This window comes from Paenibacillus sp. S02, from assembly GCF_019454065.1.
In the GTDB taxonomy this organism is placed as follows: domain Bacteria; phylum Bacillota; class Bacilli; order Paenibacillales; family Paenibacillaceae; genus Paenibacillus; species Paenibacillus polymyxa_B.
In genome coordinates this window covers 4,464,076-4,489,720 of record NZ_CP073682.1, presented here as the reverse complement: position 1 = coordinate 4,489,720, position 25,645 = coordinate 4,464,076, and the positions used below count along the sequence as shown (strand labels likewise).

17 protein-coding genes and 1 riboswitch are annotated in these 25,645 nt (G+C 47.7%); of the genes, 14 read left to right on the top strand and 3 right to left on the bottom strand.

Going from position 1 to position 25,645, the window contains the following annotated elements; translation table 11 throughout:
- Positions 1–10: 10 nt before the first annotated feature.
- From KAI36_RS19860 to ptsP, 5 genes are all read left to right on the top strand, one after another.
- Positions 11–1,546, top strand: coding sequence for a flotillin lipid rafts scaffold protein FloT (locus tag KAI36_RS19860; RefSeq protein WP_071642434.1), 1,536 nt, complete (start codon positions 11–13; stop codon positions 1,544–1,546).
- Between the two features lie 190 nt (positions 1,547–1,736).
- Entirely contained in the window at positions 1,737–2,612 is an 876-nt protein-coding gene (gene glcT, locus KAI36_RS19855) for a glucose PTS transporter transcription antiterminator GlcT (protein ID WP_220025812.1), read from the top strand.
- Between the two features lie 237 nt (positions 2,613–2,849).
- A complete protein-coding gene (gene ptsG / locus KAI36_RS19850; protein ID WP_220025811.1) occupies positions 2,850–4,895 on the top strand; it encodes a glucose-specific PTS transporter subunit IIBC in 2,046 nt (681 codons plus the stop codon).
- A gap of 110 nt (positions 4,896–5,005) precedes the next feature.
- Positions 5,006–5,281, top strand: coding sequence for an HPr family phosphocarrier protein (locus tag KAI36_RS19845; protein ID WP_013372579.1), 276 nt, complete (start codon positions 5,006–5,008; stop codon positions 5,279–5,281).
- On the top strand, positions 5,274–6,986 hold the full coding sequence (ptsP, locus tag KAI36_RS19840) for a phosphoenolpyruvate--protein phosphotransferase (protein ID WP_025722137.1): 1,713 nt from the start codon (positions 5,274–5,276) through the stop codon (positions 6,984–6,986). The genes KAI36_RS19845 and ptsP overlap by 8 nt, the downstream gene beginning before the upstream one ends.
- A gap of 119 nt (positions 6,987–7,105) precedes the next feature.
- Here the strand turns inward: ptsP and gcvPB are convergent, their stop codons facing one another.
- The 3 genes from gcvPB to gcvT form a co-directional block, all read right to left on the bottom strand.
- Positions 7,106–8,602 (bottom strand): aminomethyl-transferring glycine dehydrogenase subunit GcvPB, encoded by a 1,497-nt coding sequence (gene gcvPB, locus KAI36_RS19835; RefSeq protein ID WP_025722136.1) that lies wholly within the window; start codon positions 8,600–8,602, stop codon positions 7,106–7,108.
- Complete coding sequence (gene gcvPA, locus KAI36_RS19830; RefSeq protein ID WP_220025810.1) at positions 8,599–9,954, bottom strand: aminomethyl-transferring glycine dehydrogenase subunit GcvPA; 1,356 nt, start codon at positions 9,952–9,954, stop codon at positions 8,599–8,601. Before gcvPA ends, gcvPB begins: the two co-directional genes overlap by 4 nt.
- Before the next feature lie 127 nt (positions 9,955–10,081).
- Complete coding sequence (gene gcvT, locus KAI36_RS19825) at positions 10,082–11,182, bottom strand: glycine cleavage system aminomethyltransferase GcvT (protein WP_025722378.1); 1,101 nt, start codon at positions 11,180–11,182, stop codon at positions 10,082–10,084.
- Between the two features lie 176 nt (positions 11,183–11,358).
- Positions 11,359–11,457, bottom strand: a riboswitch (glycine riboswitch).
- 393 nt (positions 11,458–11,850) lie between these two features.
- Here gcvT and gcvH point away from each other — a divergent pair.
- The 9 genes from gcvH to KAI36_RS19780 all read left to right on the top strand — a co-directional run bounded on the left by gcvH (position 11,851) and on the right by KAI36_RS19780 (position 25,567).
- Entirely contained in the window at positions 11,851–12,249 is a 399-nt protein-coding gene (gcvH, locus tag KAI36_RS19820; RefSeq protein WP_025722377.1) for a glycine cleavage system protein GcvH, read from the top strand.
- Positions 12,250–12,626: 377 nt separating this feature from the next.
- Positions 12,627–14,105, top strand: coding sequence for a PTS mannitol transporter subunit IIBC (locus KAI36_RS19815; RefSeq protein ID WP_220025809.1), 1,479 nt, complete (start codon positions 12,627–12,629; stop codon positions 14,103–14,105).
- A gap of 82 nt (positions 14,106–14,187) precedes the next feature.
- Positions 14,188–16,266 carry a BglG family transcription antiterminator gene (locus tag KAI36_RS19810; RefSeq protein WP_220025808.1) on the top strand — a complete coding sequence of 693 codons (2,079 nt, stop codon included), beginning with the start codon at positions 14,188–14,190 and terminating at the stop codon, positions 16,264–16,266.
- On the top strand, positions 16,263–16,697 hold the full coding sequence (locus KAI36_RS19805; protein WP_028542458.1) for a PTS mannitol transporter subunit IIA: 435 nt from the start codon (positions 16,263–16,265) through the stop codon (positions 16,695–16,697). Before KAI36_RS19810 ends, KAI36_RS19805 begins: the two co-directional genes overlap by 4 nt.
- A complete protein-coding gene (locus KAI36_RS19800; protein WP_220025807.1) occupies positions 16,694–17,839 on the top strand; it encodes a mannitol-1-phosphate 5-dehydrogenase in 1,146 nt (381 codons plus the stop codon). Before KAI36_RS19805 ends, KAI36_RS19800 begins: the two co-directional genes overlap by 4 nt.
- Positions 17,840–18,053: 214 nt before the next feature.
- Complete coding sequence (locus KAI36_RS19795) at positions 18,054–20,207, top strand: DUF454 family protein (RefSeq protein WP_220025806.1); 2,154 nt, start codon at positions 18,054–18,056, stop codon at positions 20,205–20,207.
- Entirely contained in the window at positions 20,200–21,855 is a 1,656-nt protein-coding gene (locus tag KAI36_RS19790; protein WP_220025805.1) for an amino acid ABC transporter ATP-binding/permease protein, read from the top strand. The genes KAI36_RS19795 and KAI36_RS19790 overlap by 8 nt, the downstream gene beginning before the upstream one ends.
- A gap of 304 nt (positions 21,856–22,159) precedes the next feature.
- Positions 22,160–24,694: a type I pullulanase gene (pulA, locus tag KAI36_RS19785; protein WP_220025804.1), complete on the top strand. Its 2,535-nt coding sequence runs from the start codon at positions 22,160–22,162 to the stop codon at positions 24,692–24,694.
- Between the two features lie 231 nt (positions 24,695–24,925).
- Complete coding sequence (locus KAI36_RS19780; protein ID WP_028542463.1) at positions 24,926–25,567, top strand: 50S ribosomal protein L25; 642 nt, start codon at positions 24,926–24,928, stop codon at positions 25,565–25,567.
- Positions 25,568–25,645 lie beyond the last annotated feature (78 nt).

Here is a 25,645-nt window from a genome sequence, read left to right as displayed (position 1 = left end):
AGTGTCAAATTTGCAAGATATTGTATTGGTCCCTGGGATTGTTGTCATCGTTATCGTTATATTAGGGATCGCTTTTTGGGCCCGTTACAAAACGGTAGGACCGGATGAAGGAATGATCGTGACGGGTTCTTTTCTAGGAAATAAAAATATTTCCGAGGATGACTCTGGACGAAAAATTAAAATTGTACGCGGCGGGGGGGCCTTCATTTGGCCTATTTTTCAGCAGTCCGAATTCATCTCTCTGTTGTCCCATAAATTGGACGTAACCACACCGGAAGTGTATACGGAACAAGGAGTTCCCGTGATTGCGGATGGTGTGGCGATCATCAAGGTAGGCAGTTCTATTGAGGATGTGGCTACAGCAGCCGAGCAGTTCATCGGGAAGCCACTGGAAGCTCTTAGGGGAGAGGCTCAGGAAGTGCTGGAGGGGCATTTACGCGCAATCCTCGGCTCGATGACGGTGGAAGAAGTTTATCGTAATCGGGATCGGTTTGCGCAGGAAGTGCAAGGCGTGGCTGCTCGTGATCTGAAAAAGATGGGCTTGCAAATCGTTTCATTCACCATCAAAGATGTGCGGGATAAACATGGATATCTGGATGCGCTTGGTAAGCCGAGAATTGCCGCTGTGAAACGGGATGCTGAGATTGCAGAAGCTGAGGCTGTGCGGGATGCCCGGATTCAGAAGGCACGTGCGGAACAGGAAGGCCAGAAGGCCGAATTGCTGCGGGATACCAATATTGCCGAGGCAGCCAAAGAGAAGGAACTGAAAGTGGCTTCGTTTAAGAAAGAACAGGATACAGCGAAGGCAGAAGCCGATCAGGCTTATCACATCCAGGAGGCCCGTGCCAAGCAGACTGCTGTCGAGGAGCAGATGAAGGTTGAACTGGTGCGCAAAGAACGGGAAATTGATCTTCAATCCAAGGAAATACAGGTACGTGAAAAACAATATGATGCGGAAGTGAAAAAGAAGGCAGAAGCCGATCGGTATGCGGTCGAACAAGCGGCGGAAGCAGATAAATCGCGTAAAATGCGTGAGGCTGAATCGCTGCAATACTCGATCGAGACACAGGCGAAAGCGTCAGCTGAACAAAAACGTCTAAACGGGCAAGCAGAAGCGGATGCCGAACGCGCCAAAGGTACGGCAGACGCAGATGTCATCCGTTTGCGTGGACTTGCAGAAGCGGAGGCCAAGGAAAAACTGGCGGAGGCGTTCCAGAAGTTTGGAGAGGCTGCCGTGCTCGATATTATCGTAAAAATGCTGCCTGATCTGGCTGGACGTATTGCCGAACCGATTGCGTCCATTGATAAACTCACCGTAGTTGATACGGGAAAAGGAGAAGGAGCAGCGCGTGTCAGCAATTATGTCACCGAACTGATGGCTACGGCACCTGAGATGCTGAAGAGTGTATCCGGCATTGATGTGGAGCAGTTAATCAAAGGGCTGACGACTGGGAAAAAAGGCCTTCATTCCGTGCCGTTCTCCGGTGAAGCGAATAAGCAGCATCTTCCAGCCTCGGTGGAGGCAGCACTAACAGATAAAGAATAACGATAAGTCTTTGGGGAGCATCTACTCCTAACCAAAAGACCGCTTTTCATCACAGCATTTCCCGGCAATGTGATGAAAAGCGTTTTCTTTTTATTGACCTTTAGCCGAATATTTGGTACTTTAACGTGGATTCCTCTGAGCTTCATGCTATAATTCTTAGGATCAAGGTTCTGATAAAAGAGGTGCGGATGTGAGCAGCCTAAAAGTGGCCAAAGCGCTGAATAACAATGTGATTATAGGGATGCATCCCGAGCATGATGAGGTTGTCGTGATTGGAAAAGGAATCGGTTTCAATCGCAGACCCGGCGATCTTATGCCGTTGGATTCAGTTGAGAAATTATTTATATTAAAAAGCCATGAAGAACAGGAGCAATACAAACGGTTGCTTCCTGAGCTGGATGAAAAGCTCATTGAGGTCATCGGTGAGGTGCTTCATCTTGTTCAGCTTCAAGCAAAGAAGCCTCTAAATGAGCACATACTGATTGCTTTAACTGACCATATCGCTTTTTCCATCAACCGTCATAAACAGGGAATTACGATTCATAATCCGTTTTTGTATGAGACTAGGGAAATATATCCTCAGGAATACAAGATGGCTGAGCAGGCTGTTGCTCTAATCAGGGATAAGATGGATGTAGATCTGGGAGAAGATGAAATCGGATTCGTGGCCCTGCATATTTATAGCGCCATGACAAACCAGCATATCTCCGAGGTTAGGAAGGATTCTCGTCTGATTGCGGATATGGTTCAGGTTGTCGAGACCACACTGGATTATCGTATTCCTCTCCAATCTCTTGATTATTCTCGACTGCTGACTCATCTGAGGTTTGCGATTGAACGTGTGCGCCGGGGAGAAATTGTGCAGGAGATTTATCGATTGGACAAGCTTTTGAATGAGGAATACCCGGAAATGTATATGCTGGCCTGGAAGCTCACGAAAATTATGGAGAAAAGGCTCCGTAAATCTGTGTACCCGGCTGAGGTTAGTTATTTGACAATGCATCTGCAGCGGTTGTCCCAACGCAAAGAGCAGGGGGAGCAACAAAAAGTGATAAAACCGGAATAAAAAAGTATTGCCTCGCATTTAGCGGGGTGCTATAATCAATCTGCAATGAGGAAGACAACAACTGAACATTTAACGTGTTACTGATTCGATCAGGCATGAGTTGTTTTAAGTTATGATTGTTTACAGCCTACTGGGGCAAGCTATATCCCAAGGTTGTTTTCAAACATACTTAAATCGGCTCATGCCTTTTTTGTTGTTTTGCCTCTGTTCTAAATTTCAGAGAAGGATGTGGAAGGTATGTTTAAAAAGCTTTTCGGCGTTTTACAGCGTGTCGGTAAAGCATTAATGCTTCCTGTAGCGATTTTGCCAGCTGCGGGGCTTTTATTGGGTATCGGTAACATGCTGGTCAATCCTGATTTTCTCCAGTACATTCCGGCATTAAATGCGGGCTGGGTTCAATCGGTAGCGACGATCATGATGAATGCCGGACAAATCGTTTTTGATAATCTGGCACTGTTGTTCGCAGTCGGCGTAGCCGTCGGTCTGGCGGGCGGTGAAGGTGTAGCAGGTTTGGCTGCCATCATCGGTTACCTCGTTATGAACATTACTCTGGGTACAGCCGTGGGTGTCACACCTGGTCTGATTGCTCAAAAAATACCGGGTTATGCAAACGTATTGGGGATTCCAACGCTTCAAACCGGGGTGTTCGGCGGGATAATCATCGGTATACTGGCCGCGGCCATGTACAACCGCTTTTTCAAAATTGAGCTTCCTTCGTATCTGGGCTTTTTCGCGGGTAAGCGTTTCGTTCCGATTGCAACGGCGGTATCCTCACTGATTGTCGGACTTGCGCTGGTTCTGATCTGGCCTCCAGTTCAACAAGGACTTAATGCAGTATCTCACTTTATGGTGTATTCCAACCCGACTTTGTCGGCGTTTCTGTTCGGGGTTATCGAACGCGCGCTTATTCCATTTGGTTTGCATCACATCTGGTATTCACCGTTCTGGTTTGAGTTTGGTGAATATGTTAACAAAGCAGGTCAAACCGTTCACGGTGACCAGCAGATCTTCTTCAGCCAGCTTCGCGACGGAGTGGCGTTGACAGCAAGTACGTTCCAAGTGGGTAAATTCCCATTCATGATGTTCGGTTTGCCGGCAGCAGCGCTTGCAATGTACCATGAAGCAAGACCAGAACACAAAAAATATGTAGCAGGTATCATGGGTTCAGCAGCATTGACTTCGTTCTTGACAGGTATTACGGAGCCACTGGAATTTTCCTTCCTGTTCGTAGCTCCACTGCTGTTTGCAGTACACTGTATATTCGCAGGTCTGTCATTTATGACCATGCAAATTTTACATGTCAAAATCGGTATGACCTTCTCAGGCGGATTTATTGACTTCCTGATTTTCGGGATTATTCCAACCCGTACGCCTTGGTGGTATGTAATTATCGTCGGTCTGATTTTGGCAGTTATTTACTACTTCGGATTCCGGTTCATCATACGGAAGTTCAACTTGAAAACACCAGGACGTGAAGAAGCTACAGATAATGTGGATGGCGCAGCAGCCGGTAGTAGTGATGAGCTCCCGCACAACATTTTGGCAGCTTTCGGTGGTTCATCGAATATCAAGCATCTGGATGCTTGTATCACACGTCTTCGGATCGAGGTTAATGAGAAATCGAACGTTGACAAAGCTCGTCTGAAACAACTTGGCGCATCGGGTGTCCTTGAAGTCGGTAACAACGTACAGGCAATTTTCGGTACACGTTCCGACACCATTAAATCTCAAATGGCTGATATCATGGCTGGACGTACACCTGCACCAGCTCCGGCGCAACCTGCCCCACAAGAGGAGAAGGAAGCTGGAGAAGAACAACAAACTATTATTGTAGAAGATATTGTAATGCCTGTTAACGGAGAATTGGTTGATATCTCGACGGTTCCCGATCCGGTATTTGCAGAACGTATGACAGGTGACGGTTTTGCGGTCGTGCCAAATGATGGAACGATTGTGTCCCCTGTTTATGGTAAAGTATTCAATGTATTCCCAAGCAAGCATGCGATTGGTATTCAATCCGATGGCGGTAAAGAAGTGCTTGTTCATATCGGGGTGAATACTGTGAAGCTTAAAGGCCAAGGATTTGACGTTTTGGTGAACGAAGGCGATCTTGTGTCAGCTGGTCAGCCTATTATGAAAGTAGACCTGGAATACGTGAAGGCAAACGCTAAATCCATCATCTCACCTGTCATTTTTACTAACCTTCCAGAAGGTTCTTCGGTAACTTTAAACAAAACTGGAGTATTGAAGGCTGGCGAAGATGGTATAATTACGATAAAATAAACTCTATGTGTTTCGGATTAGTTGATTAGGCGGCTTAGGCCGTCTGATCAACTATCTGGTATACTACGTGTAAACAAATATTATCTTTAGGAAAGTGGGAGGAACAAATTATGCAAACAACTTTTAGAATTACGGATGAAGACGGTATCCATGCACGTCCTGCAACTGCGCTGGTAAATACAGCTAACAAATTCAGCGGTGCTGAATCTTTTGCCGAAGCTAACGGTAAAAAAGTAACTTTGAAATCCATTCTGGGTGTATTGTCCCTGGGTCTGGAACAAGGCGATACTATTAACATTATCTGCGAAGGCGCTGAAGCTGCCGAAGCACTGAAAGCTCTTGAAAATGTAATCGTTAACGAAGGGCTGGGCGAAGTTCATGCTTAAAATTTCCGGGATTGCCGCTTCGGCAGGCATAGCCATTGCCCGGGCGTTTATCTTGGAGCATCCGAATTACGCTGTAGAGAGACGCGCGGTTGGTGATGTTGAAGCTGAAATCGCGAGATTGGATGCGGCTTTGGCACAATCTCAAACCGAATTGGAATCGATTAAGGAGAAAACGCTTCAGGAGCTGGGAGAGAAAAAAGCAGAAATTTTTGCATCTCACCTGCTCATCCTGAATGATCCTGAATTGATCGATCCGGTTAAAGCTAAAATCAGAGACGAGCAGCTTAATGCTGACTATGCTTTGAATGAAGTAGCTACACAGTTCATTTCCATGTTTGAAAACATGAAAAGTGCTTATTTGCAAGAACGCGCATCGGACATGCGTGATGTAACCAAGCGGATCCTGAATCACCTGCTTGGTGTTCATTTTGTTAGTCCTGCAGAAATTGCCGAAGAAACGATTGTACTTGCAGAAGATTTGACACCTTCCGACACAGCTCAGCTGAACCGTGAATTTGTTAAAGGTTTTGCAACGAACATCGGCGGACGTACTTCGCATTCGGCTATTATGGCTCGCTCACTTGAAATTCCTGCAGTTGTGGGAACGAAAAATATATTGTCTCAAGCTAAAAGCGGTGATTTGATTATCGTTGATGGTTTGGATGGTCACGTATTCGTGAACCCTACCGAAGAGATTGTTGCGGAATACCGTGCTAAACAGGTGGCATACGACAAGCAACGCGAAGAGTGGCGCAAGCTGCGCGGCGAAGCTACGGTTTCTGTCGATGGTGTTCATGTCGAACTGGCAGCCAATATTGGTACGCCTAATGATGTAGCTGGTGTTCTGGACAACGGTGGTGAAGGCGTTGGCTTGTACCGTACGGAGTTCTTGTACATGGGACGCGATAAGCTTCCATCCGAAGAAGTACAGTATACGGCGTACAAAACCGTTCTGGAAAGAATGGAAGGTAAACCGGTTGTAGTCCGTACTTTGGATATCGGTGGCGACAAAGAACTTCCTTATCTGGACCTGCCGAAAGAAATGAATCCGTTCCTTGGATTCCGTGCTATTCGTCTGTGTCTGGATCGCCAGGATATTTTCCGCACTCAATTGCGTGCTTTGTTGCGTGCGAGTGTGCATGGTAACCTGCGCATCATGTTCCCAATGATTGCTACGCTGAACGAATTCCGTGAAGCTAAAGCTGTTTTGTTGGAAGAAAAGGAAAAGTTGGTAGCCGAGGGTGTATCCGTATCTGAAGAAATTCAGCTGGGCATCATGGTAGAAATTCCTTCTACAGCGGTATTGGCTGACCAATTCGCAAAAGAAGTGGATTTCTTCAGTATCGGTACAAACGATCTGATTCAATACACAATGGCAGCGGATCGCATGAACGAGCGGGTTTCTTACCTGTATCAACCATACAATCCATCCATTCTGCGTCTGGTGAAAATGGTTATTGATGCCGCTCACCGTGAAGGACGTTGGGTTGGTATGTGTGGCGAAATGGCAGGAGATACAACAGCAATTCCATTGCTGCTGGGTCTGGGACTTGATGAGTTCAGTATGAGCGCAACTTCCATTCTGCCAGCACGTAGTCAAATCTCCAAGTTGTCCCGTGCGGACATGGAAAAACTGGCTACAAAAGCTCTGGACATGCAAACAGCAGAACAGGTTGTTGAATTGGTTCAAAGCATCGAAGGTTAAGGAAGGGTATTACATTTCAAAGGTTATATCTTTTTCCAACAAAAAAATTGCTGTGTACATACAGCAGCCGGTATCTAATAGATACCGGCTTTTTTGCATGCTTTAAGTAGAATTTGTTTTTAACTGCATGAGCAATTCAGTACAGGTTTGCGAGCTGCAGTAGTTTCGTCCAATCGTGTGACTGGAGTAGTATATGGTGCATTGAGCACCAGCTCAGGGTTTGCTTCTGCTTCCCGCGCAATATGAATCATAGTGTCAACAAAAGCATCAAGTGTCTCCTTACTTTCCGTCTCGGTGGGCTCGATCATGATGCACTCCTCTACATTCAGAGGGAAGTAAATTGTAGGCGGATGGTAGCCGAAATCAAGCAGCCTTTTGGCTACATCAAGCGTACGCACTCCAAATTTTTTCAAGCCTCGCCCTGACATTACAAATTCGTGTTTGCAATGTCCAGGGTAGGGCAGGTCAAAATGTGGAGCGAGCCGATGCATCATGTAATTGGCATTGAGCACAGCGCATTCCGATACACGCTTTAAGCCATCAGGCCCGTAGCTACGGATATAGGCATAGGCACGGACGAGAATACCGAAGTTGCCGTAAAAGGCTTTAACCCGTCCAATAGAATCTCCCTGTTCCCGGTCCCAGTGGTACACCCCCTGCAGATCTCGTACGACAAGTGGCTTGGGCAAATAAGGGATGAGCCGTTGCTTTACGCCGACAGGCCCAGCGCCGGGGCCACCGCCACCGTGCGGGGTACTCATCGTTTTGTGCAAATTGAGATGCACTACATCGAAGCCCATATCTCCGGGACGGGTAATCCCCATGATGGCGTTGGAGTTCGCCCCGTCATAGTAGAGCAGACCACCCGCGTCATGCACGATGGCAGCAATGTCAGTGATTTGCTTCTCGAACAGCCCAAGCGTGTTCGGGTTGGTCAGCATGAGCGCCGCGGTGTCGTTGCCTACGGCTTGACGCAACGCATCCAGATCCACCAGCCCTTCAGGGGTGGAGGGGAGGGTGACTGTTTCGAAGCCCGCGACGGTTGCGCTGGCGGGGTTCGTTCCGTGCGAGGAATCCGGCACGAGCACCTTGGTACGTCGTTCACCACGTGCTTCGTGGTATGAGCGAATCATCATCAGCCCGGTCCATTCGCCATGGGCGCCCGCGGCGGGCTGAAGCGTGACGGCATCCATGCCAGTTAACGCAGCCAAATCATTTTGGAGCGTATGCAGCAGCTCCATGGCACCCTGGATGCTCTCCTCGGGCTGATATGGATGGATTTTGGCGAAGCCTGTATATCGGGCGACATCCTCATTCACCTTCGGATTGTATTTCATCGTACAGGAGCCGAGCGGATAAAATCCGTTGTCCACGCCGAAATTGCGCCGGGACAAGGCGGTATAATGCCGAATAACGTCTACTTCGTATACCTCGGGTAATGCCGCAGGTTCGCTGCGCAGCGCATAATCTGGCAAAAGCTCTGCCACCGGGCGACGGGGAACGTCGCACTCGGGAAGGGAATAGGCAATGCGACCCGGACGGCTCAATTCAAAGATGAGCGCTTGATCGTGTTCCTTCAACAGCCCTTGTTTCTGATCCTGTCCGGTGTGTGTCATAGCAATCCCCCCAAGGTGTGTACAAATTGGTCAATCTCTTCTTTGGTTCTTTGCTCCGTCACGGCAATCAACATGTGACCAGCAAGTTCCTCATAGTCCTGGCCCAAATCGTAGCCAGCGATAAATCCAGCAGCTAGCAGCTCGGCCTGGAGTTTGCTCATATCTGTACCCTCAGGCAGTCTAAGGGCAAACTCGTTAAAGGTCGGTGCGTTAAACGAGGCAGTTACGCCCTTCAAGCTCAGCAATTGCTCTAAAGCATAACGGCTTTTATGCAAATTTAGCTCGGCTACTTCCTTGATCCCCTGTCTACCCATGACAGACAAGTATACAGATGCAGATAAAGCTAGCAACGCTTGGTTGGAGCAAATGTTAGAGGTGGCCTTTTCGCGGCGGATATGCTGTTCCCGCGCTTGCAAGGTCAGCACGAAGCCGCGTTTACCGTTGCGGTCTGTGGTCTGACCCACAATACGGCCGGGGATACGGCGCATATGTGCCTGAGAAACGGCAAAGTATCCACAGGTCGGACCGCCGAGAGAAGAGGAGATGCCAAGTGGCTGCGCGTCTCCTACCACAATATCCGCGCCCTGTTTGCCGGGTGTTTCCAGCAAGCCAAGTGCTAGTGGATTGGCACTGACGACCAAAAGACCTTTGTGCGCATGGATGAGGTCAGCCATCGGCTTCAGGTTTTCCACGGCTCCGAAAAAGTTGGGGCTTTGGACCAAAACAGCCGCGGTCTGTTCCGATACGGCTGCCGCTAACGCATCAACATCCGTTACGCCGTCCGAACAGCCGATCTCCACGATGTCCAAATCCAAACCGCGTGCATAGGCTGCCAATACCTGACGTGCCTCCGGATGGACGGACCTTGATACGATAAGCTGTTTACGGCGGGTAGCTGCGGCGGACAGTGAGCCCGCTTCCGCCAGTGCAGTCGCTCCGTCGTACATGCTGGCATTAGCTACAGCCATGCCCGTCAATTCGCAAATATACGACTGAAACTCGAAAATGGCTTGTAGCTCGCCTTGGCTTACTTCCGGCTGATAGGGGGTGTAGGCTGTATAGAATTCCGAGCGTGAAGTGATGTGCTGGATGACGGACGGAATATGATGATCATAAATTCCTGCGCCAAGGAAGCTGGCATGTGTGTCTGTATTGGCGTTGTGTCCGGCCAGCTCAGCCAAGTGGCGGGTTAAGGCTTTCTCATCGAGTCGAGAAGAAAGAGGCAGTTCCCCTTGATATCGAATGGCCTCTGGAATGTCACTGAATAAATCATCAATGGATGATACACCGACCACACGCAGCATTTCGGTTTGATCCTGTTCAGTCATAGGGAGATAACGATGCTGCTTCATAGGTTCTGACTCCTTTCGAAAAGCAAAATTTTAAACGTAAATTAGCTAATAAAAAAGTGTGTGAGATGAAAAAACCAGAAGTTAATATCTGACATGTTTGCTTTATAGAAATAAAAAGAGTTTAAGATCAGTGCGGGCGTTTATAAAAGGGTGCTGCCACCACCTCGGCACGCAGGCGTTTGCCACGAATCTCAACCTCCAACGGTGTGGAGAGGGCGCTAAAACGACTGTCCACCAAGGCGAGGCCCAGATTACGCTTCAAGGTGGGCGACTGAGTCCCCGTTGTGACCTCACCAATGTGTTGTCCTTCTGCGAATACCGGGTAATGGGCGCGTGGGATACCGCGATCAATCATTTCCAGCCCGATCAATTTGCGAGGAATCCCTTGTTCTTTCTGACGTTGCAGTGCTTCTCTACCGATAAAATCTCCTTTATTCAGCTTGACGAAGAAACCTAGACCAGCTTCGAGTGGTGAAATCGTGGCAGATAACTCCTGACCGTATAGCGGCAACCGTGCCTCAAAGCGTAGTGTATCCCGAGCACCCAGTCCAGCGGGAATCAGCCCATACGACTCACCGGAACGAAGCAAACCCTCCCATACGGCTGGTGCTTCCGCAGCAGGTATATAAAATTCAAAACCGTCTTCGCCCGTATATCCGGTTCGTGAGACAAGTGCTTTTGCTCCGAACAATGGCACATTCTCATGGAAGCGGAAAGATGCCAGATTCGTAATGTCCGTATCTGCCACGGCTGCGGCAATACGTGCTGCCCCCGGTCCTTGCAACGCTAGCAATGCTATCGCATCAGACACATTCTCCATGTGAACGGATGCAGGCATATGGCGAATTAGCCAATCCCAATCCTTATCGATGTTGGATGCGTTCACAACGAGCATGTAGCGTTCCGGTCCTTTGCAGTAAACAAGTAGGTCGTCTACTACACCTCCATCGGGGTAACACAGGAGTGAATATTGTGCCTGACCTGGTTCCAACTGGCTGACATCATTCGTGGTCACCCTTTGCAGAAAAGCTTCGGCTTCTTTGCCTTCAACCAAAAATTCGCCCATATGCGATACATCGAATAAACCCGCACGTTGCCGGACGGCCTCATGCTCCTTTTGAATGCCGCTAAACTGAACGGGGAGCTCCCAGCCGCCAAAGTCAATACAACGAACCCCAGACTGCGTCCCGTAGGACGAATATAGCGGTGTTTTTCGCAAATTAGTCATTATTCCACTCCTATCCGGTGTGATCGGCTAAACAAAAAAGACAGGCCGAAAAAAACGTATAGACGGCAGTCTACACTCTTTTTTCAGCTCTGTCCTTGATACCAGAAAGTTACCCCGGTATGTACCGGGTTTCCCCTTGGGTGATCCGCTCCAATAGCGAATGCTCTCCAGAGATGCGTCCGGCAGAGGTCCTTTTGCCTGAGAGATTCACCTGCAATGCAGGTTTACTCCTTCGGCGCTACCTTCGGGATCAACGGTATATTACCTGGCTTTGCAGATAACAACTTGATCCGATTCGCGTGCACTTATGTCTCACAAGCGGCAACAGCTATGCGAATCTTTTTGGCAGTCTCTCCCTCCGCGTTCATCCGCGTTTGCAGTTGTCGGTGTGTTTCCCAAAGCATTTGCTATAACCCATTAATACGCAAATTCATTCAAAATGTCAATAAAAATGTCATCAAAAATAATAGAAAAAACATTTAATATATAAATAAGGATATGTAAGCGTTTGTTATAAGCTATCATTTTTTATATAGTACGCTATATGAGGTGATATGAAGTATTTTTGTTAGTATTATTGACATGAGTGTTCTTGTTGTCATAATCTTAACCTGTCTAATACAGGTGAGCAAAAGCGATTTTATTCATATGGAAGTGAGGGGAACAGAATGGGTGAAGTGAAGCAGCAACTTTGGTATACAGACGAACATGAGTGGGTTCAGCGGACAGAGAATGGAACGGTGCGGATTGGTATTACAGACTTTGCACAGCATCAACTGGGTGATATTGTTTTTGTAGAATTACCTGAGGCGGGAGCAACGATTGAGCAGGGAGCGGAGATCGGTACGATTGAATCGGTGAAGACGGTATCCGACCTTTTTGCTCCGGTGACGGGAACCATATTAAAAGTGAATGAAACGCTGGAAAGTACGCCTGAGCTAGTGAATGAATCTCCCTATGACAAAGGTTGGATGATCGAAGTAGAGATGGATAAAGATGTGGAGGAAGCCTTGGGCAAGCTACTGTCTGCGGATCAGTATGAGCAGTTGATTTCCGATGAGCAGTAATGGAGCATTGTAGTATGGAGTAAGAGGGTTAATTGTCTGCTCGATTTTTGTATAAAATAGTCGCTATGATTTGACGTAGCGGCTATTTTTTTGTCTTTTTGCAAACGTAATTACGTGTTTTATTCTGACTTAGAGGGTTTTTCCCATATAAGAATCATACATAATCCAGCACGGTTTTTCGACTAATTTCTATAGCTACAGGTCATATTAAGAAGAATTATGCAGGTATAATACCTTCCCGGATAATTTAAATTTAAATGTTGTCATCAACGTTCATGACGAAAGTGCGTTTTCATTTCGTTGATGAAGATAGCGCTGTCATTTAGTATGAATTTTAAGAAAAGGTAGTGATGCTTACCTACAAGGAGGATTTGAATATGAGTACATTGGACGCAAAGCCAAGTTCAAAAGGAGGCACTCGTGTCGCCGTACAGCGTTTTGGCCGTTTTCTTAGCGGTATGGTTATGCCAAATATGGGAGCCTTTATTGCGTGGGGGCTGATTACGGCACTCTTTATTCCGACCGGATGGTTCCCAAACGAAGGTTTTGCACAATTGGTTGACCCGATGAAAAATTATTTGTTGCCGCTACTGATCGGTTATACAGGGGGCACGATGATTCATGGACAGCGTGGAGGTGTGATTGGTGCCATTATGACGATGGGTGTCATAGTGGGAGCCGATATCCCGATGTTCCTGGGCGCGATGGTAGCTGGTCCGCTGGCTGCGTGGATATTGAAGAAGTTCGACAAGGCCATTGAAGGCAAGGTCAGATCAGGCTTTGAAATGCTGGTCAATAACTTTTCGGCCGGGATTATCGGTGCCATTCTAGCACTGCTTGCCCATGTGGCGATCGGCCCGATTGTACAAATGATCAGTCAAGTATTGTCGGCAGGGGTACAGTTCCTCGTGAACGCAGGGCTACTGCCGCTTGTCAACCTCATTATTGAGCCCGGAAAAGTATTATTTTTAAACAACGCGCTGAATCACGGAGTATTGAGTCCGATTGCGTTGGAGGAAGCTGCAAGAACAGGCAAATCCGTACTGTTCATGCTTGAATCTAACCCTGGGCCGGGGCTCGGTATTTTGCTGGCCTACTGCCTGTTCGGCAAAGGCTCTGCGAAGTCGTCGGCTCCTGGAGCGGTCATCATTCATTTTTTCGGCGGGATTCATGAAATTTATTTCCCTTATATTTTGATGAAGCCGATTTTGATTCTTGCTGCTATAGCTGGGGGTGTTGTGGGAACCTTCTGTTTTATGTTGACAGGTGCCGGACTGGTTGCTGCTCCTTCACCGGGCAGCATCATCGCCTATTTTCTAATGACGCCAAAAGGCGGATATTTGCCAATGCTGAGCGGGGTGATCGCTGCTGCGGTCGTATCCTTTGCTGTTGCCGCAGTGTTACTCAAGACTAGTAAGCAAAAAGAAGAGGGGCTGGAGGAAGCTGCATCTCGCCTGAAAGATATGAAAAATCAAAGCAAGAGTGCAAGTGCTAACGCCACTGTAATGGAAGATAACCACGAATCTGATCGTGCTGTCGAGATTGTCGCAGATCGAACGCTCAAGGATAAATCCGAAGTGAACAAGATCGTCTTTTCCTGTGATGCAGGTATGGGTTCAAGCGCTATGGGCGCCTCGATTTTACGCAAAAAAATGAAGCAGGCGGGCGTAGGCGTGACAGTTACGAATACGGCAATCAGTGAAATTCCACAGGATGCGGATATTGTCATTACGCAAAAAACGTTGACAGACCGGGCTAAAACAGTAGCCCCGAATGCTGAGCACATTTCCATTGACAATTTTCTGAAGAGCCCTGAATACGAAGCGCTGGTTGAACGTCTGAAATCCGATTCTTAATCCCCGTCGTAATCAGGCGGACTGTATGCAGTGTACGTCTCCTGCTTGGAGGGATGAGCTTGGGAAGGAACGGTATGCGCTTATGAATATTACGAAACGACAACGTGACATCGTGGAATATCTTCTGGAGCAGTCCAAAGAGGTTACAGCCGGGGAAATTGCCACGAAGATCAATGTCAGCACAAGGACGGTTCATCGGGAACTGGGCGCAGTCGAGCATTGGCTGGCAGCTCATGAGGTGAAGCTGGAGAAAAAGTCAGGGATCGGTATCTGTATTGATGCTGACCCTGCTCAGCTTGTATGCCTGCGAAAGCAATTGCTGCATACGAAGTCAGACGAATATTCGGCTGAGGAGAGAAAGATCGTGGTTCTCTGCATGCTGCTGGATACACGGGAGCCGATCAAGCTGCTGGCGCTGGCTTCAGATCTGAAAGTCACGGTAACTACGGTCAGTCATGATCTAGACGAATTGCAAGGCTGGATTGAGGAACGTGGACTCATGCTTGTGCGCAGACGGGGGTACGGGGTCGAGATTACAGGACGGGAGACAGACAAAAGACGGGCGATTTCCGAGCTGGCTCTCGAATATTTGGATGAATCTGATCTGTTTTCAGTCCGGGAAGAACTTCGTTCTGTAACCCGTGTCGCCGACAAGTTACTGGAGATGATTGGCAGAGGGAACCTGCTGATTGTGGAAAAGGCCCTCTGGCAGCCCCATGAAAAATGGCTGGAAAACATGGTGGAAAGCAAATATATGGAGCTGCTGATTCAAATTTGCGTTTCGCTGGCACGTCTGCGACTCGGGTATGTTATGGATCCTCTTCCCTCATATTTAAAAACAGATTCAGATGAAAATATCATGCTTCGCACAGCCATGGTGGAACGCATATGCACGGAGTTGTCAGAGGCGCTGGATATTGAATTTCCAGAGCCGGAACGATCTTATCTCAGGCTGCTGTTTCGTGATGCCGAGGATCACTCCACCCGGCTACTGCCGCTGGACGATCTCGTACTGTTGGAGTCGGTTCATGAGTTGATTCGTCGTGTGGAGGAAGAGACAGGCACGCCATTGGAAGAGGACCGTGTTCTGCGTGAAGGACTGATTGCCCATATGGCCCCGGTGTTCAAACGTTTGAAGGAAGGCAGGTCGATTCGCAACCCCCTCCTTCAGCAAATCCGCAAGGATTACAGCAGCTTATTCGACTCAGTGAAAAAGGCTGCGGCGGACATGACAGAAATGAAAGTGCCAGATGAAGAGATCGGATTTCTCGTCATGCATTTCGGCGCTTCACTGGAGCGGCTACGACAATTGCGGCGGGAGGTGCGGGCCATCGTAGTCTGCACGAGCGGCATTGGATCATCCAGACTTCTGGCAACAAGGCTCGCCAAAGAGCTGCCACAAATCAAAATTGTGGATAGGGCTTCATGGTACGAAGCGGCGCGGCTTCCCAAGGAGGATTATGATCTGATCATTTCGACAGTAGAGCTACCGCTTGAACCGGATCGGTATCTTAAGATCAGCCCGTTGCTGACGCAGGAGGAGAGTGATCGCCTGCGTCAATTCATCCAGCATATTACACTCAATCATCCCAATGACCATCAGCAGGAACAGGCGGTTCAGCCTGGTCAGGATATGGAGTGGCTTACCGGTCTGCGGAAAAGTCTTGAGGAAATTGTACACATTGTACAGCAATTTCAAGTGTATCCGCTGGAAAATCAGGGGATGGATATGGCGGCGACCGTAGAGGCTATATGCATGTTGGAGGCGGGGCGGGGGAATGTTACAGAGCCTTCTGCGGTTGCTGCACAGCTCATGGAAAGAGAGCGCCAAGGTAGTCAGGTGATCTCTGATACCTCCATTGCTTTAGTTCATACGCGCAGCCACTATATTCGCAAGCCTTCGCTTACCTTGTATAAGCTGGCAGAGTCGCTGCTGGCGGATACAGGCGAACAAGTAGAATGCGTGCTGCTCATGTTGGGACCTCGTGAGCTGCCGAGAGAAAGCTTGGAGGTATTGAGCGAGATTAGTGCATTACTCTTGCAGGAAGACATGGTTACGCTACTGGAACACGGTAGCAGGGATCATATTGTCAATTATATATCGAGTGAACTAGCTGAATTTTTCCACAGTAAATTAGGGACAGGGAGGAACCTACCGTGAGTATTATGACGATAGACAAAGTAAAAATGAACGCAACCGCCAAAGACAAATATGAGGCGATTCGTATGGCTGGGCAAATCCTGCTGGATGCAGGACATATTTCAAGTGAGTACATTGACAAGATGCTGGAACGCGAGGAGATCGTGTCCACCTATATCGGGAACGGGCTGGCTATTCCACATGGCACCAAGGAATCCAAGATGCTTATTCAATCCACAGGCATCTCTATCGTTCAGTTTCCGCAAGGCATAGATTTTGGGGAAGAAAAAGCATACATGGTAATCGGCATTGCAGCACAAGGCGGCGATCATATGGAGATTTTGACGAGTATCGCTGTGGTGTGTGCGGAGGAAGAAAATATGGATAAACTTCGCAACGCGGTGACCCCACAGGAAATTATAGATCTGTTCGAAAGTGAGATGGAGCTATGAGAGCCGTCCACTTTGGAGCAGGAAATATCGGTCGCGGCTTTATCGGATTGATTCTGTCGCGTGCAGGCTATGAGGTTGTCTTTTCAGATGTCAACGACACCCTTGTATCCGAGTTACGTCGTCGTAAACAATACACCGTAGAGTTAGCCAATGATACAAAGGATACGGAGCTGGTCACGAATGTGACGGCGATTGACGGCAAGGATGCAGCGGCTGTAGCCGATGCGGTAGACCTCGCTGATCTGGTAACGACCGCAGTAGGGGTCAGCATCCTCAAGCACATAGCAGCAGGCATTGCGGAGGGAATCAAGCGGCGGGTAGAGCGAGGAGCAAGTCCACTGCATGTGATTGCCTGTGAAAATGCAATCGGAGGCAGCGCCCAACTGAAAGAGCATGTTTTTGCCCTATTGGATGGGGCGACCCGTGCCAAGGCTGAGGTTTCGGTGTATTTTCCAAATGCTGCTGTAGACCGGATTGTGCCGATCCAGCACCACGAGGACCCGTTGCATGTGCAGGTAGAGCCTTTTTACGAGTGGGTGGTGGATCGTTCGCAAATGGCACCTGAGCATGAAGAAATCGAAGGTATCCTGTACGTGCAGGATCTAGAACCTTACATTGAACGAAAGCTGTTCACGGTGAATACGGGGCATTGCGTGGCAGCCTATCTTGGTTATAACGCAGGTTATGCTACCATTCAGGAGGCTATGAAGGATAGCGAGGTGGTGGATTCGATACAAGGGTCACTGGAGGAGACAGGAGCAGTGCTTGTGAAGCGCTTCAGTTTGGATCAAGGGGAGCATAAGAAGTACATCTCTAAAATTTTGGATCGCTTCCGCAACCCTAATCTGACAGACGATGTTACTCGAGTCGGACGTTCACCGTTGCGTAAGCTGTCTCCCAATGACCGTCTTGTACGTCCCGCGCTGCAAGCGCAGGAGTATGGCATCCCGACGGATCATCTGTCGTTAGGAATGGCGGCTGCCTGTAAATTTGATATTACGGAAGACCCCGAGGCAGTCGAGCTTCAGCAGGTGATCCACAGTGAGGGACTGGGTGTGGCGCTGACGCGTTATACTTCCATAACCGCAGATCACCCGTTACATCGGCAGATATTGGAGCAATATGATATTATAAATTCATAAAACAACGAATTATCAACATCTGCTTTCGGAAATCCTCTTGAAGACAAAGCATCGACATCAACACTAACGTGTTCTGTAGAGATGTGCTTCAAGAGGATTTTTATATGCGTGATTTACATCACATAACAACCTGCTTAAATTGTTTATATTGATAATGATTATCATTATCTTTAAAATGAAATCATTACTATTATAACTATTAGGGAGGATTATAGTGAAACCGATCTATATTACCTTAGGGTTTTTATTTTTGGCGCTTGGAGTTATTGGTGTAGTGCTGCCGTTGCTACCGACTACACCGTTTCTGCTGCTAGCGACCTTTTTCTTTATGCGGGGGTCCGAAAGGATTCACCAGTGGTTTTCGAATACCTCTCTGTACCAAAAGCATCTAGAGAGTTTTGTTCAAACAAGGTCGTTGAAGCTGTCTACGAAAATCACGACATTGGGCTTAGCGTCAGCGATGCTGATTACAGGCTTTATTTTCACCCCTAATGTGTGGGGCAGAACGCTCATCGTCTTGGTCATCCTTTTTAAATATTATTACTTTATATTCCGAATCGGAACAGTGAGAAACGCTGCAGCAGAAAAAACGTCTTCATCTTCACCTGCACCTACTCTGAAAAAAAGGTCTAAAATGGTCGACAGCCGTCTGCTCGGTCTAGTGGAACATTCTCGGAAATATATCGTCTTGGGTGTGCTTGTGCAGTGGATCGGTCTTTTGGGGAGTATAGCCGCTGTGTTGTCTATGGCCTTTGTTATGCAGCAGGCTTGGGAAGGACAAGTGACTCGCAAGCTGATTCTATCTATGACGGTCATTGTTATTGCTGCTATTGCAGTTCGCTGTCTGAGCAATTATGCAGCCAGTATGTTATCCTATCGTGCTTCGGTAAATGCTAAAAAAACGCTGCGCTCGCAAATTTACGGCAAGTTGCTCAAAATGGGACCCGCATATACAGATCATACCTCCACCTCGGGGGTTATACAGGTTGCTGTAGAAGGGGTAGAGCAGCTTGAAACCTATTTCGGTAGATACATGCCTCAGCTATTTTACAGTCTGCTTGCCCCCGTAACGTTATTCATCACCCTCTCTTTTGTCAGCTTCAAAGCAGCCATTATACTCTTGATCTGCGTTCCCTTAATTCCAGTGTCGATCATTGTCATTATGAGGATGGCTAAAAAGCTGTTTCGGAAATATTGGGGCAGTTACGTCAATCTGGGCCACAGCTTTTTGGAAAATGTACAAGGTCTGACTACGCTCAAAATGTACGGAACAGACCAGGAAAAACATCAGGAAATGAACACAGCAGCTGAGGATTTTCGCAAAATGACGATGAAAGTGCTGACAATGCAGCTTAACTCCGTGGCCATTATGGATCTTATCGCATTTGGTGGTGCCGCTGCGGGTGTACTGGTCGCGGTAAGCGAATATTCTTCAGGCCATATTGGCTTGGCGGGAGCAATCATCATTGTTTTGCTGTCGGCAGAATTTTTCATTCCTCTGCGTCTGCTGGGTTCTTACTTTCATATCGCTATGAACGGAATGGCAGCAAGCGACAAAATATTTCAAATGTTGAGTACTGAGGATCTTATACAAGGACAAGAAAGCATAGAAAACACAGATATTCGACTGGAACAGGTGAGTTTCGCCTACGACGAAAGAGATACCTTACGAAATATATCCATGGATATTCCCCAGGGCAGCTTTGTTTCAATTGTTGGGGAATCAGGCTCTGGTAAAAGTACGGTAGCCGGATTGATCGTTGGGCATCACGAGGGGTATCGAGGAAGTCTGACGATTGGAGGAACCGAGCTTACCGATATTTCGGAAGAAAGCCGCATGCGTCACATGACCTGGATCGGTTTTAACAGCTATATTTTTAAAGGCACAGTGGAAGCAAATTTAAAAATGGGCAATGAGCACGCGGATGAGCAACAAATGCTGGAAGCTTTGCGACAAGTGAAGCTGTATGATTTTATCCTTTCAGAAGGAGGACTGGAAGCAGAACTGGAGGAGCAGGGGGCAAATCTGTCAGGAGGACAGCGCCAACGGCTAGCACTAGCCAGAGCATTGCTGCATGATAGTCGTGTGTACATTTTTGACGAGGCCACCTCTAACATTGACAGTGAGAGTGAGGAAGGCATTATGGAGGTTATACATGCGCTGGCAGGTCAAAAAACAGTGATTCTTATCTCTCACAGACTGGAAAACGTAGTTCAATCCGACTGTATCTATGTGCTGCAAAACGGTTTGGTGGCAGAATCGGGAACGCATCATGAGCTGTTGAGCCAGCAGGGACATTATGCGGAGATGTATCTCAGTCAACACCGGGTAGAGCAGTTTGTAAAAGGAGGGGCTGTATATGCGTAGACACGGATTACGGATCATGGGCCAATTATTGGTATTGGCGGGGCCTCTTTTACCTGTGCTGCTCATCACGATTGTTACAGGAGTGCTTGGTTTTGTTTGTGCTATTGGCATTATAGTGTTTGGAGCCCTAGCTCTGCTTACAGCAACGGGCATCACGACAGGCTACACCATGTCGTTTTTGCTGACGACGATCGTCGTTTGTGCTGTACTGCGCGGCGTATTCCGTTATGGCGAGCAAATGAGTGGTCATTATCTCGCTTTCAAGCTGCTGGCTGTACTGCGTGATAAGGTACTTCAAGCCCTACGAAGACTGGCACCAGCCAAATTGGAAGGCAAGGACAAGGGGAATCTGATTTCACTCATTACGAGTGATATTGAGCTACTGGAAGTATTTTATGCGCATACAATAGCGCCTGTTATGATCGGCATCATCACTTCACTACTCATGGTATTTTTTATCGGTTCTTATGAGCCTCTGCTAGGCTGGCTTGCTGCGCTTGCTTACCTAACTGTCGGTTTATTTATTCCCTTACTCACGTCACGTATGGGCAAACGTCAGGGGATGGAATACCGAAGCAGCTTTGGCAAGCTGAGCAGTTATTTTTTGGACAGCTTACGGGGGATGAAGGAAATAGTGCAATATGGGCAAGGAGAACAACGTTTGAATGAGATTAACCGTCGTACGGATCAATTGGATGCCAAGCAGAAGGACTTGAAGCATCATGAAGGCATCACAAGAGCCATCACAGATGCGGCTGTAGTTGGATTCTCATTCTTGATGCTGCTGGCTGGATTGTCCGGTATGTCTAATGGTCAGGTTGACTTTACAGGTATGCTAATTTCTGTAATTGCCCTGTTTAGTTCATTTGGTCCGGTCGTCGCACTGAGCAATTTGTCCAACAATTTGCTTCAAACGCTGGCGAGCGGAGAACGAGTGTTGAGTCTATTGGAGGAAACCCCAGAGGTAGAGGAAAATATCGAAGGGATGAGTGTTGCCTTTACTGGGGCACGAGTAGACAAGGTGACTTTTGCATACGATGGTCAAACGGTGCTGAATGATGTAAGTCTCACGATACCGCATAAGCGGATTTTAGGTATTCAGGGTAAAAGCGGCTCTGGTAAGTCTACGCTGTTGAAGTTGCTGATGCGATTTAGGGACCCGCAGCAAGGTGGAATTTTGCTATCCGGGCACGATTTGAAGGAAATTGGAACCCGACATTTGAGAGGCTTACAGAGCTATGTAGACCAGCATACGTTCCTGTTTGATGATTCAATTGCAGCTAACATCAAAATCGGAAAGCCTGATGCTACACATGAGCAGGTGGTGGAAGCAGCACGTAAGGCATCCGTGCACGATTTTATTATGACCTTGCCTCAAGGGTATGATAGCCGAGTTGGAGAATTGGGGGACAGGCTGTCCGGTGGAGAACGTCAACGCTTGGGACTGGCCAGAGCCTTTGTCCATAATGCTCCTCTCTTACTGCTCGACGAGCCTACCAGCAATTTGGACAGCCTGAACGAGGCAATTATTTTAAAATCGTTAAAGGAACAGCAGCAAGATAAAACGGTTGTCCTTGTTTCGCACCGAAGTTCTACCATGCGGATTGCTGACGATATTTTTGAAATGGATAACCGTAGATTGTCCTGACTTTTCTAACGTGTTTTTTAACGTACTTATTTAGCAATAAGTGATGAAATCTAGGAAATTATTGTTATACCTTGAGGGCAAAAGCTGTAGCCTGTTCATGGTTTTGTCATAAAATGGAGTGTGCGTTGAAATGGAAGCGTCATCCTTATTTAAATCATCCAGCTTTTCAAGCTTGTCTTATTTTGATAGCCTATTAGGTGAAGATTTTACAAAATCCTGAGGTATATTGACAAGTCATAAACATCATAAATGATGGATGAACAGAGGCTGTAAGCCGATGTACAGAAATGGGTGGTGAACAGGAATGTCAGATTTCAATCAGCTCAAAGAGCTTGAGCACACAACATATCCTATATATGAAGGCTATGATTTGGGTCTTACTTATACGCCTGCGGGCAGCAAGTTCAAGGTATGGGCACCGACTGCGCAGCAGGTCCATATAGCGTTGTATAACGATGCGGGGGTGTACGATCAGGAGGGGAACGTTCAGGAGCACGGCGGTGGTCAGGAATTTCTCATGAGCCGTGATGATCAAGGTGTATGGTCTATAGAGCTGGAAGGGGACTGGAACAAATATTATTACATGTACAGGCTGGAGTGGGCGGACAACATCATTCATTACGCTGCTGATCCATATGCCACAGGGGTATCAGCCAACGGGCAGCGTACAGCGATCATTGATTTGGCTCAAACCAACCCGGACGGATGGGAATTGGATGCGGGGCCTACACTTAAGCGGCCGACAGATGCCATTCTTTATGAGCTTCATGTACGTGATTTTTCGATGGATACCCATTTTAATACGGGGAAAAAAGACTTATCTGCTGCTCAGGGACGGTTTGAGGCCTTTACGTATACGGGATTGAAGGATACTGAGGGGAACAGCATCGGGCTGGATCATCTGCTGGAGCTGGGCATTACACATGTTCATTTGCTTCCAGTAGCTGATTTTCATACGGTGAATGACTTTGCGGAATTAGATACTGAATATAACTGGGGCTATGATCCGCAGCATTATAATGTGCCGGAGGGGTCTTATTCTTCCAATCCGGCTGATCCGGAGACACGCATAAGAGAGCTGAAACTGCTGGTACAGTCTTTGCATACTGCCGGCATCGGTGTCATTATGGACGTCGTGTACAACCATACTTATTCGGTGGAACAGGGGCCATTTGAGCCTGTTGTACCTGGATATTATTACCGTACAGATAAACAAGGGCAGCTCACCAATGGATCAGGTGTAGGTAATGAGGTGGCAACCGAACGTCCTATGGTGCGCAAGTATATCAAGGATTCACTACGCTATTGGGCAGAGGAATATCATATAGACGGCTTTCGATTTGATCTGATGGGTCTGATTGATACCCCAACCGTGGTGCAGCTTACGCAAGAACTTCGCTCTGAAGTGCGTTCGGATCTGCTTATCTATGGTGAGCCTTGGACGGGAGGAGAATCTCCGCAACCCTTGCTTACACTAAAAGGAACGCAACGGGACAAAGGCTTTGCTGTTTTTAACGACAACTACCGTTCTGCTATTAAGGGGGATAGCGACGGTACTGGGAGTGGGTTTGCCACGGGGGCAGAACATCAGGAGGAACAGGTGCTCAAAGGTGCTTTTGGGGCGATTCATGATTTCACAGCTCAGCCATCGGAGACCGTCAATTATGTCACTGCCCACGATAACCTCAATCTGTGGGATAAAATTTTGACGGTAAGACATTTGCGGGAGCACTGTCGTTTTCCACAATGGGAGCAGGGGAAGCCACAGGATGGGAGGACACCTGAACAAGCTGTTGCCGAAGCAGACCCGTATTGGGAACTGGATGAAAATAACTTGCTGGAGGACGAAACCGTACGCAAGTCCCTGTTAGCTAACGGCATGGTACTCACCTCTCAAGGTATTCCTTTTATTCATGCAGGGGATGAACTGTTGCGCTCCAAATGTGGAGACCATAATAGCTACCGAAGCTCAGATGTGGTGAATGCCATCCATTGGGATAACAAGGCGAGGTTTCGCCCAGTGTTTGATTACTACCAAGGCTTAATTGCTTTGCGACGCAGCCACCCGGCATTCCGAATGGATCATCGTGAGCTGGTGGAGCAGCACATGGAAGTGCTGCAAAGCAGTGGGCATGTGGTGGCTTTTGCTTTGAGGCACCATGCTAACGGCGATGCCTGGAATCATATTGTGGTGATTTATAACGGCTCGGATGCAGAGCAGACGATAGCATTGCCTGCGGAATCGGATCGTTGGCATGTGGTCGTGGACGCACACGGGGCTGGTAATGAGACACGGTATGAAGTCGTAGGCCATCGTGTGACCGTATCGCGCTGGTCGATGATGGTGTTATATGATCAGGAAGAGCCTGCACGAGTCTCATTTGTGACTGAACAAGATCAGGCTAATCGTCAGGCGGAGAACGAATTGGAAGACTCGGATGAGGGAACAGATCAAGAAATTGCAGGTACAGCTATGACGTTGACAGATGTGCAGCTTGGAAACGATAGTAAAGCCGCTCCATTTCGCACGATTGAACTGATCTATGAGCGTGCGGATCGGCAATACACTGGCTGGAACGTATGGGTATGGGGAACGGGGCACCGCGACGGACATGTCGAATTCCGTGATTTGGATGATGGTCGTGCAGTAGCGCGTATTCAGGTGGCCCCTGATATACAGCGAATCGGCTACATTGTCCGGCTTAATCACTGGGATGCCAAGGATGTTGAGGCAGATCGATATATTGATATAGACCCGAACCAGTCTGTGATGCAGGTATTGATTCATAGTGGCAGAGAAGAATATTTGCTACTGGTAAATGATAATCGGGCCGGATAGACTTGTATGCTTGGTCGCTATATATACGAAAGTAGCATTTTTCGATCATTTCGAAAAATGCTATTTTTTTATGCAAACGTGTGTCAGTTTCAGAAAAAAGGGGTAAAATAGAATTATGGACTTGTTTAGTTTTGCCAGCTTGCTGGCTTATATCCTGTAGTACGACTGGTAAACAGGCAAGATTCTTGGAGGAAAATCATTTGTAAGGTAACCTGAAGGAGGTTGTATATCATGAGTTCTAATGGAGGAAGTATTCAACTGACCGCCCAGCCGAGAACAGAGAAGAAGGGTTCGGCTATTCGTGAATTGAGGTTAAAAGGACGGATTCCAGCTGTGGTTTACGGCTCTGAGCTTGAAGGAACCCCTGTACATGTCGATGCCAAGGAATTTAATAAAGTAGTCAGAACCGGACGTTCAGAGGTGTTCAACCTCACTGTAGAGGGTGGGGAAACCATTCCAGTTATTATTAAAGATTATCAACAGCGTGACAACCAATGGTTACATGCCGATTTTTTGAAAATTGCCAAAAACAAACCGCTTCGCGTGCGTGTTTCTATTGATTATCAGGGTACACCTGTAGGTACAAAAACAGGCGGTATTCTGCAAGTTCAGGAAACGGAAGTAGAAGTCGAAGGTCTTCCTGCTGATTTACCATCTACCATTGAGGTGGATGTATCCGCGCTTGATGTTGGCGACAAGCTGAGCGCTAGCGACTTGAAACTCCCTAAAGGAGTAACACTGCACGTCCCTGAAGAAGAACTGCTTGCTTCTATTATCGTTCCGCGTGCAGTTGAAGTGGAAAATGCTGCTGTGGAAGGTGATGCAGCGGCAACCGAAGGCGCTAAAGAGGCTTCCGAAAACAAGGAATCCTAATGTTGTCAGCTGGTACATGAACCTTTTCCAATTGCGAAGATCATCAAAAATGAATTCAAAATCGCTCCCTGCTAGGGG

What these genes read in the sequence shown, in the direction of transcription:
- ptsG (WP_220025811.1), top strand. Translation starts at nt 2,850, where the DNA reads ATGTTTAAAAAGCTTTTCGGCGTTTTACAGCGTGTCGGTAAAGCATTA.
- KAI36_RS19845 (WP_013372579.1), top strand. Translation starts at nt 5,006, where the DNA reads ATGCAAACAACTTTTAGAATTACGGATGAAGACGGTATCCATGCACGT.
- ptsP (WP_025722137.1), top strand. Translation starts at nt 5,274, where the DNA reads ATGCTTAAAATTTCCGGGATTGCCGCTTCGGCAGGCATAGCCATTGCC.
- gcvPB (WP_025722136.1), bottom strand. Translation starts at nt 8,602, where the DNA reads ATGACACACACCGGACAGGATCAGAAACAAGGGCTGTTGAAGGAACAC.
- gcvPA (WP_220025810.1), bottom strand. Translation starts at nt 9,954, where the DNA reads ATGAAGCAGCATCGTTATCTCCCTATGACTGAACAGGATCAAACCGAA.
- gcvT (WP_025722378.1), bottom strand. Translation starts at nt 11,182, where the DNA reads ATGACTAATTTGCGAAAAACACCGCTATATTCGTCCTACGGGACGCAG.
- gcvH (WP_025722377.1), top strand. Translation starts at nt 11,851, where the DNA reads ATGGGTGAAGTGAAGCAGCAACTTTGGTATACAGACGAACATGAGTGG.
- KAI36_RS19815 (WP_220025809.1), top strand. Translation starts at nt 12,627, where the DNA reads ATGAGTACATTGGACGCAAAGCCAAGTTCAAAAGGAGGCACTCGTGTC.
- KAI36_RS19810 (WP_220025808.1), top strand. Translation starts at nt 14,188, where the DNA reads ATGAATATTACGAAACGACAACGTGACATCGTGGAATATCTTCTGGAG.
- KAI36_RS19800 (WP_220025807.1), top strand. Translation starts at nt 16,694, where the DNA reads ATGAGAGCCGTCCACTTTGGAGCAGGAAATATCGGTCGCGGCTTTATC.
- KAI36_RS19790 (WP_220025805.1), top strand. Translation starts at nt 20,200, where the DNA reads ATGCGTAGACACGGATTACGGATCATGGGCCAATTATTGGTATTGGCG.
- pulA (WP_220025804.1), top strand. Translation starts at nt 22,160, where the DNA reads ATGTCAGATTTCAATCAGCTCAAAGAGCTTGAGCACACAACATATCCT.
- KAI36_RS19780 (WP_028542463.1), top strand. Translation starts at nt 24,926, where the DNA reads ATGAGTTCTAATGGAGGAAGTATTCAACTGACCGCCCAGCCGAGAACA.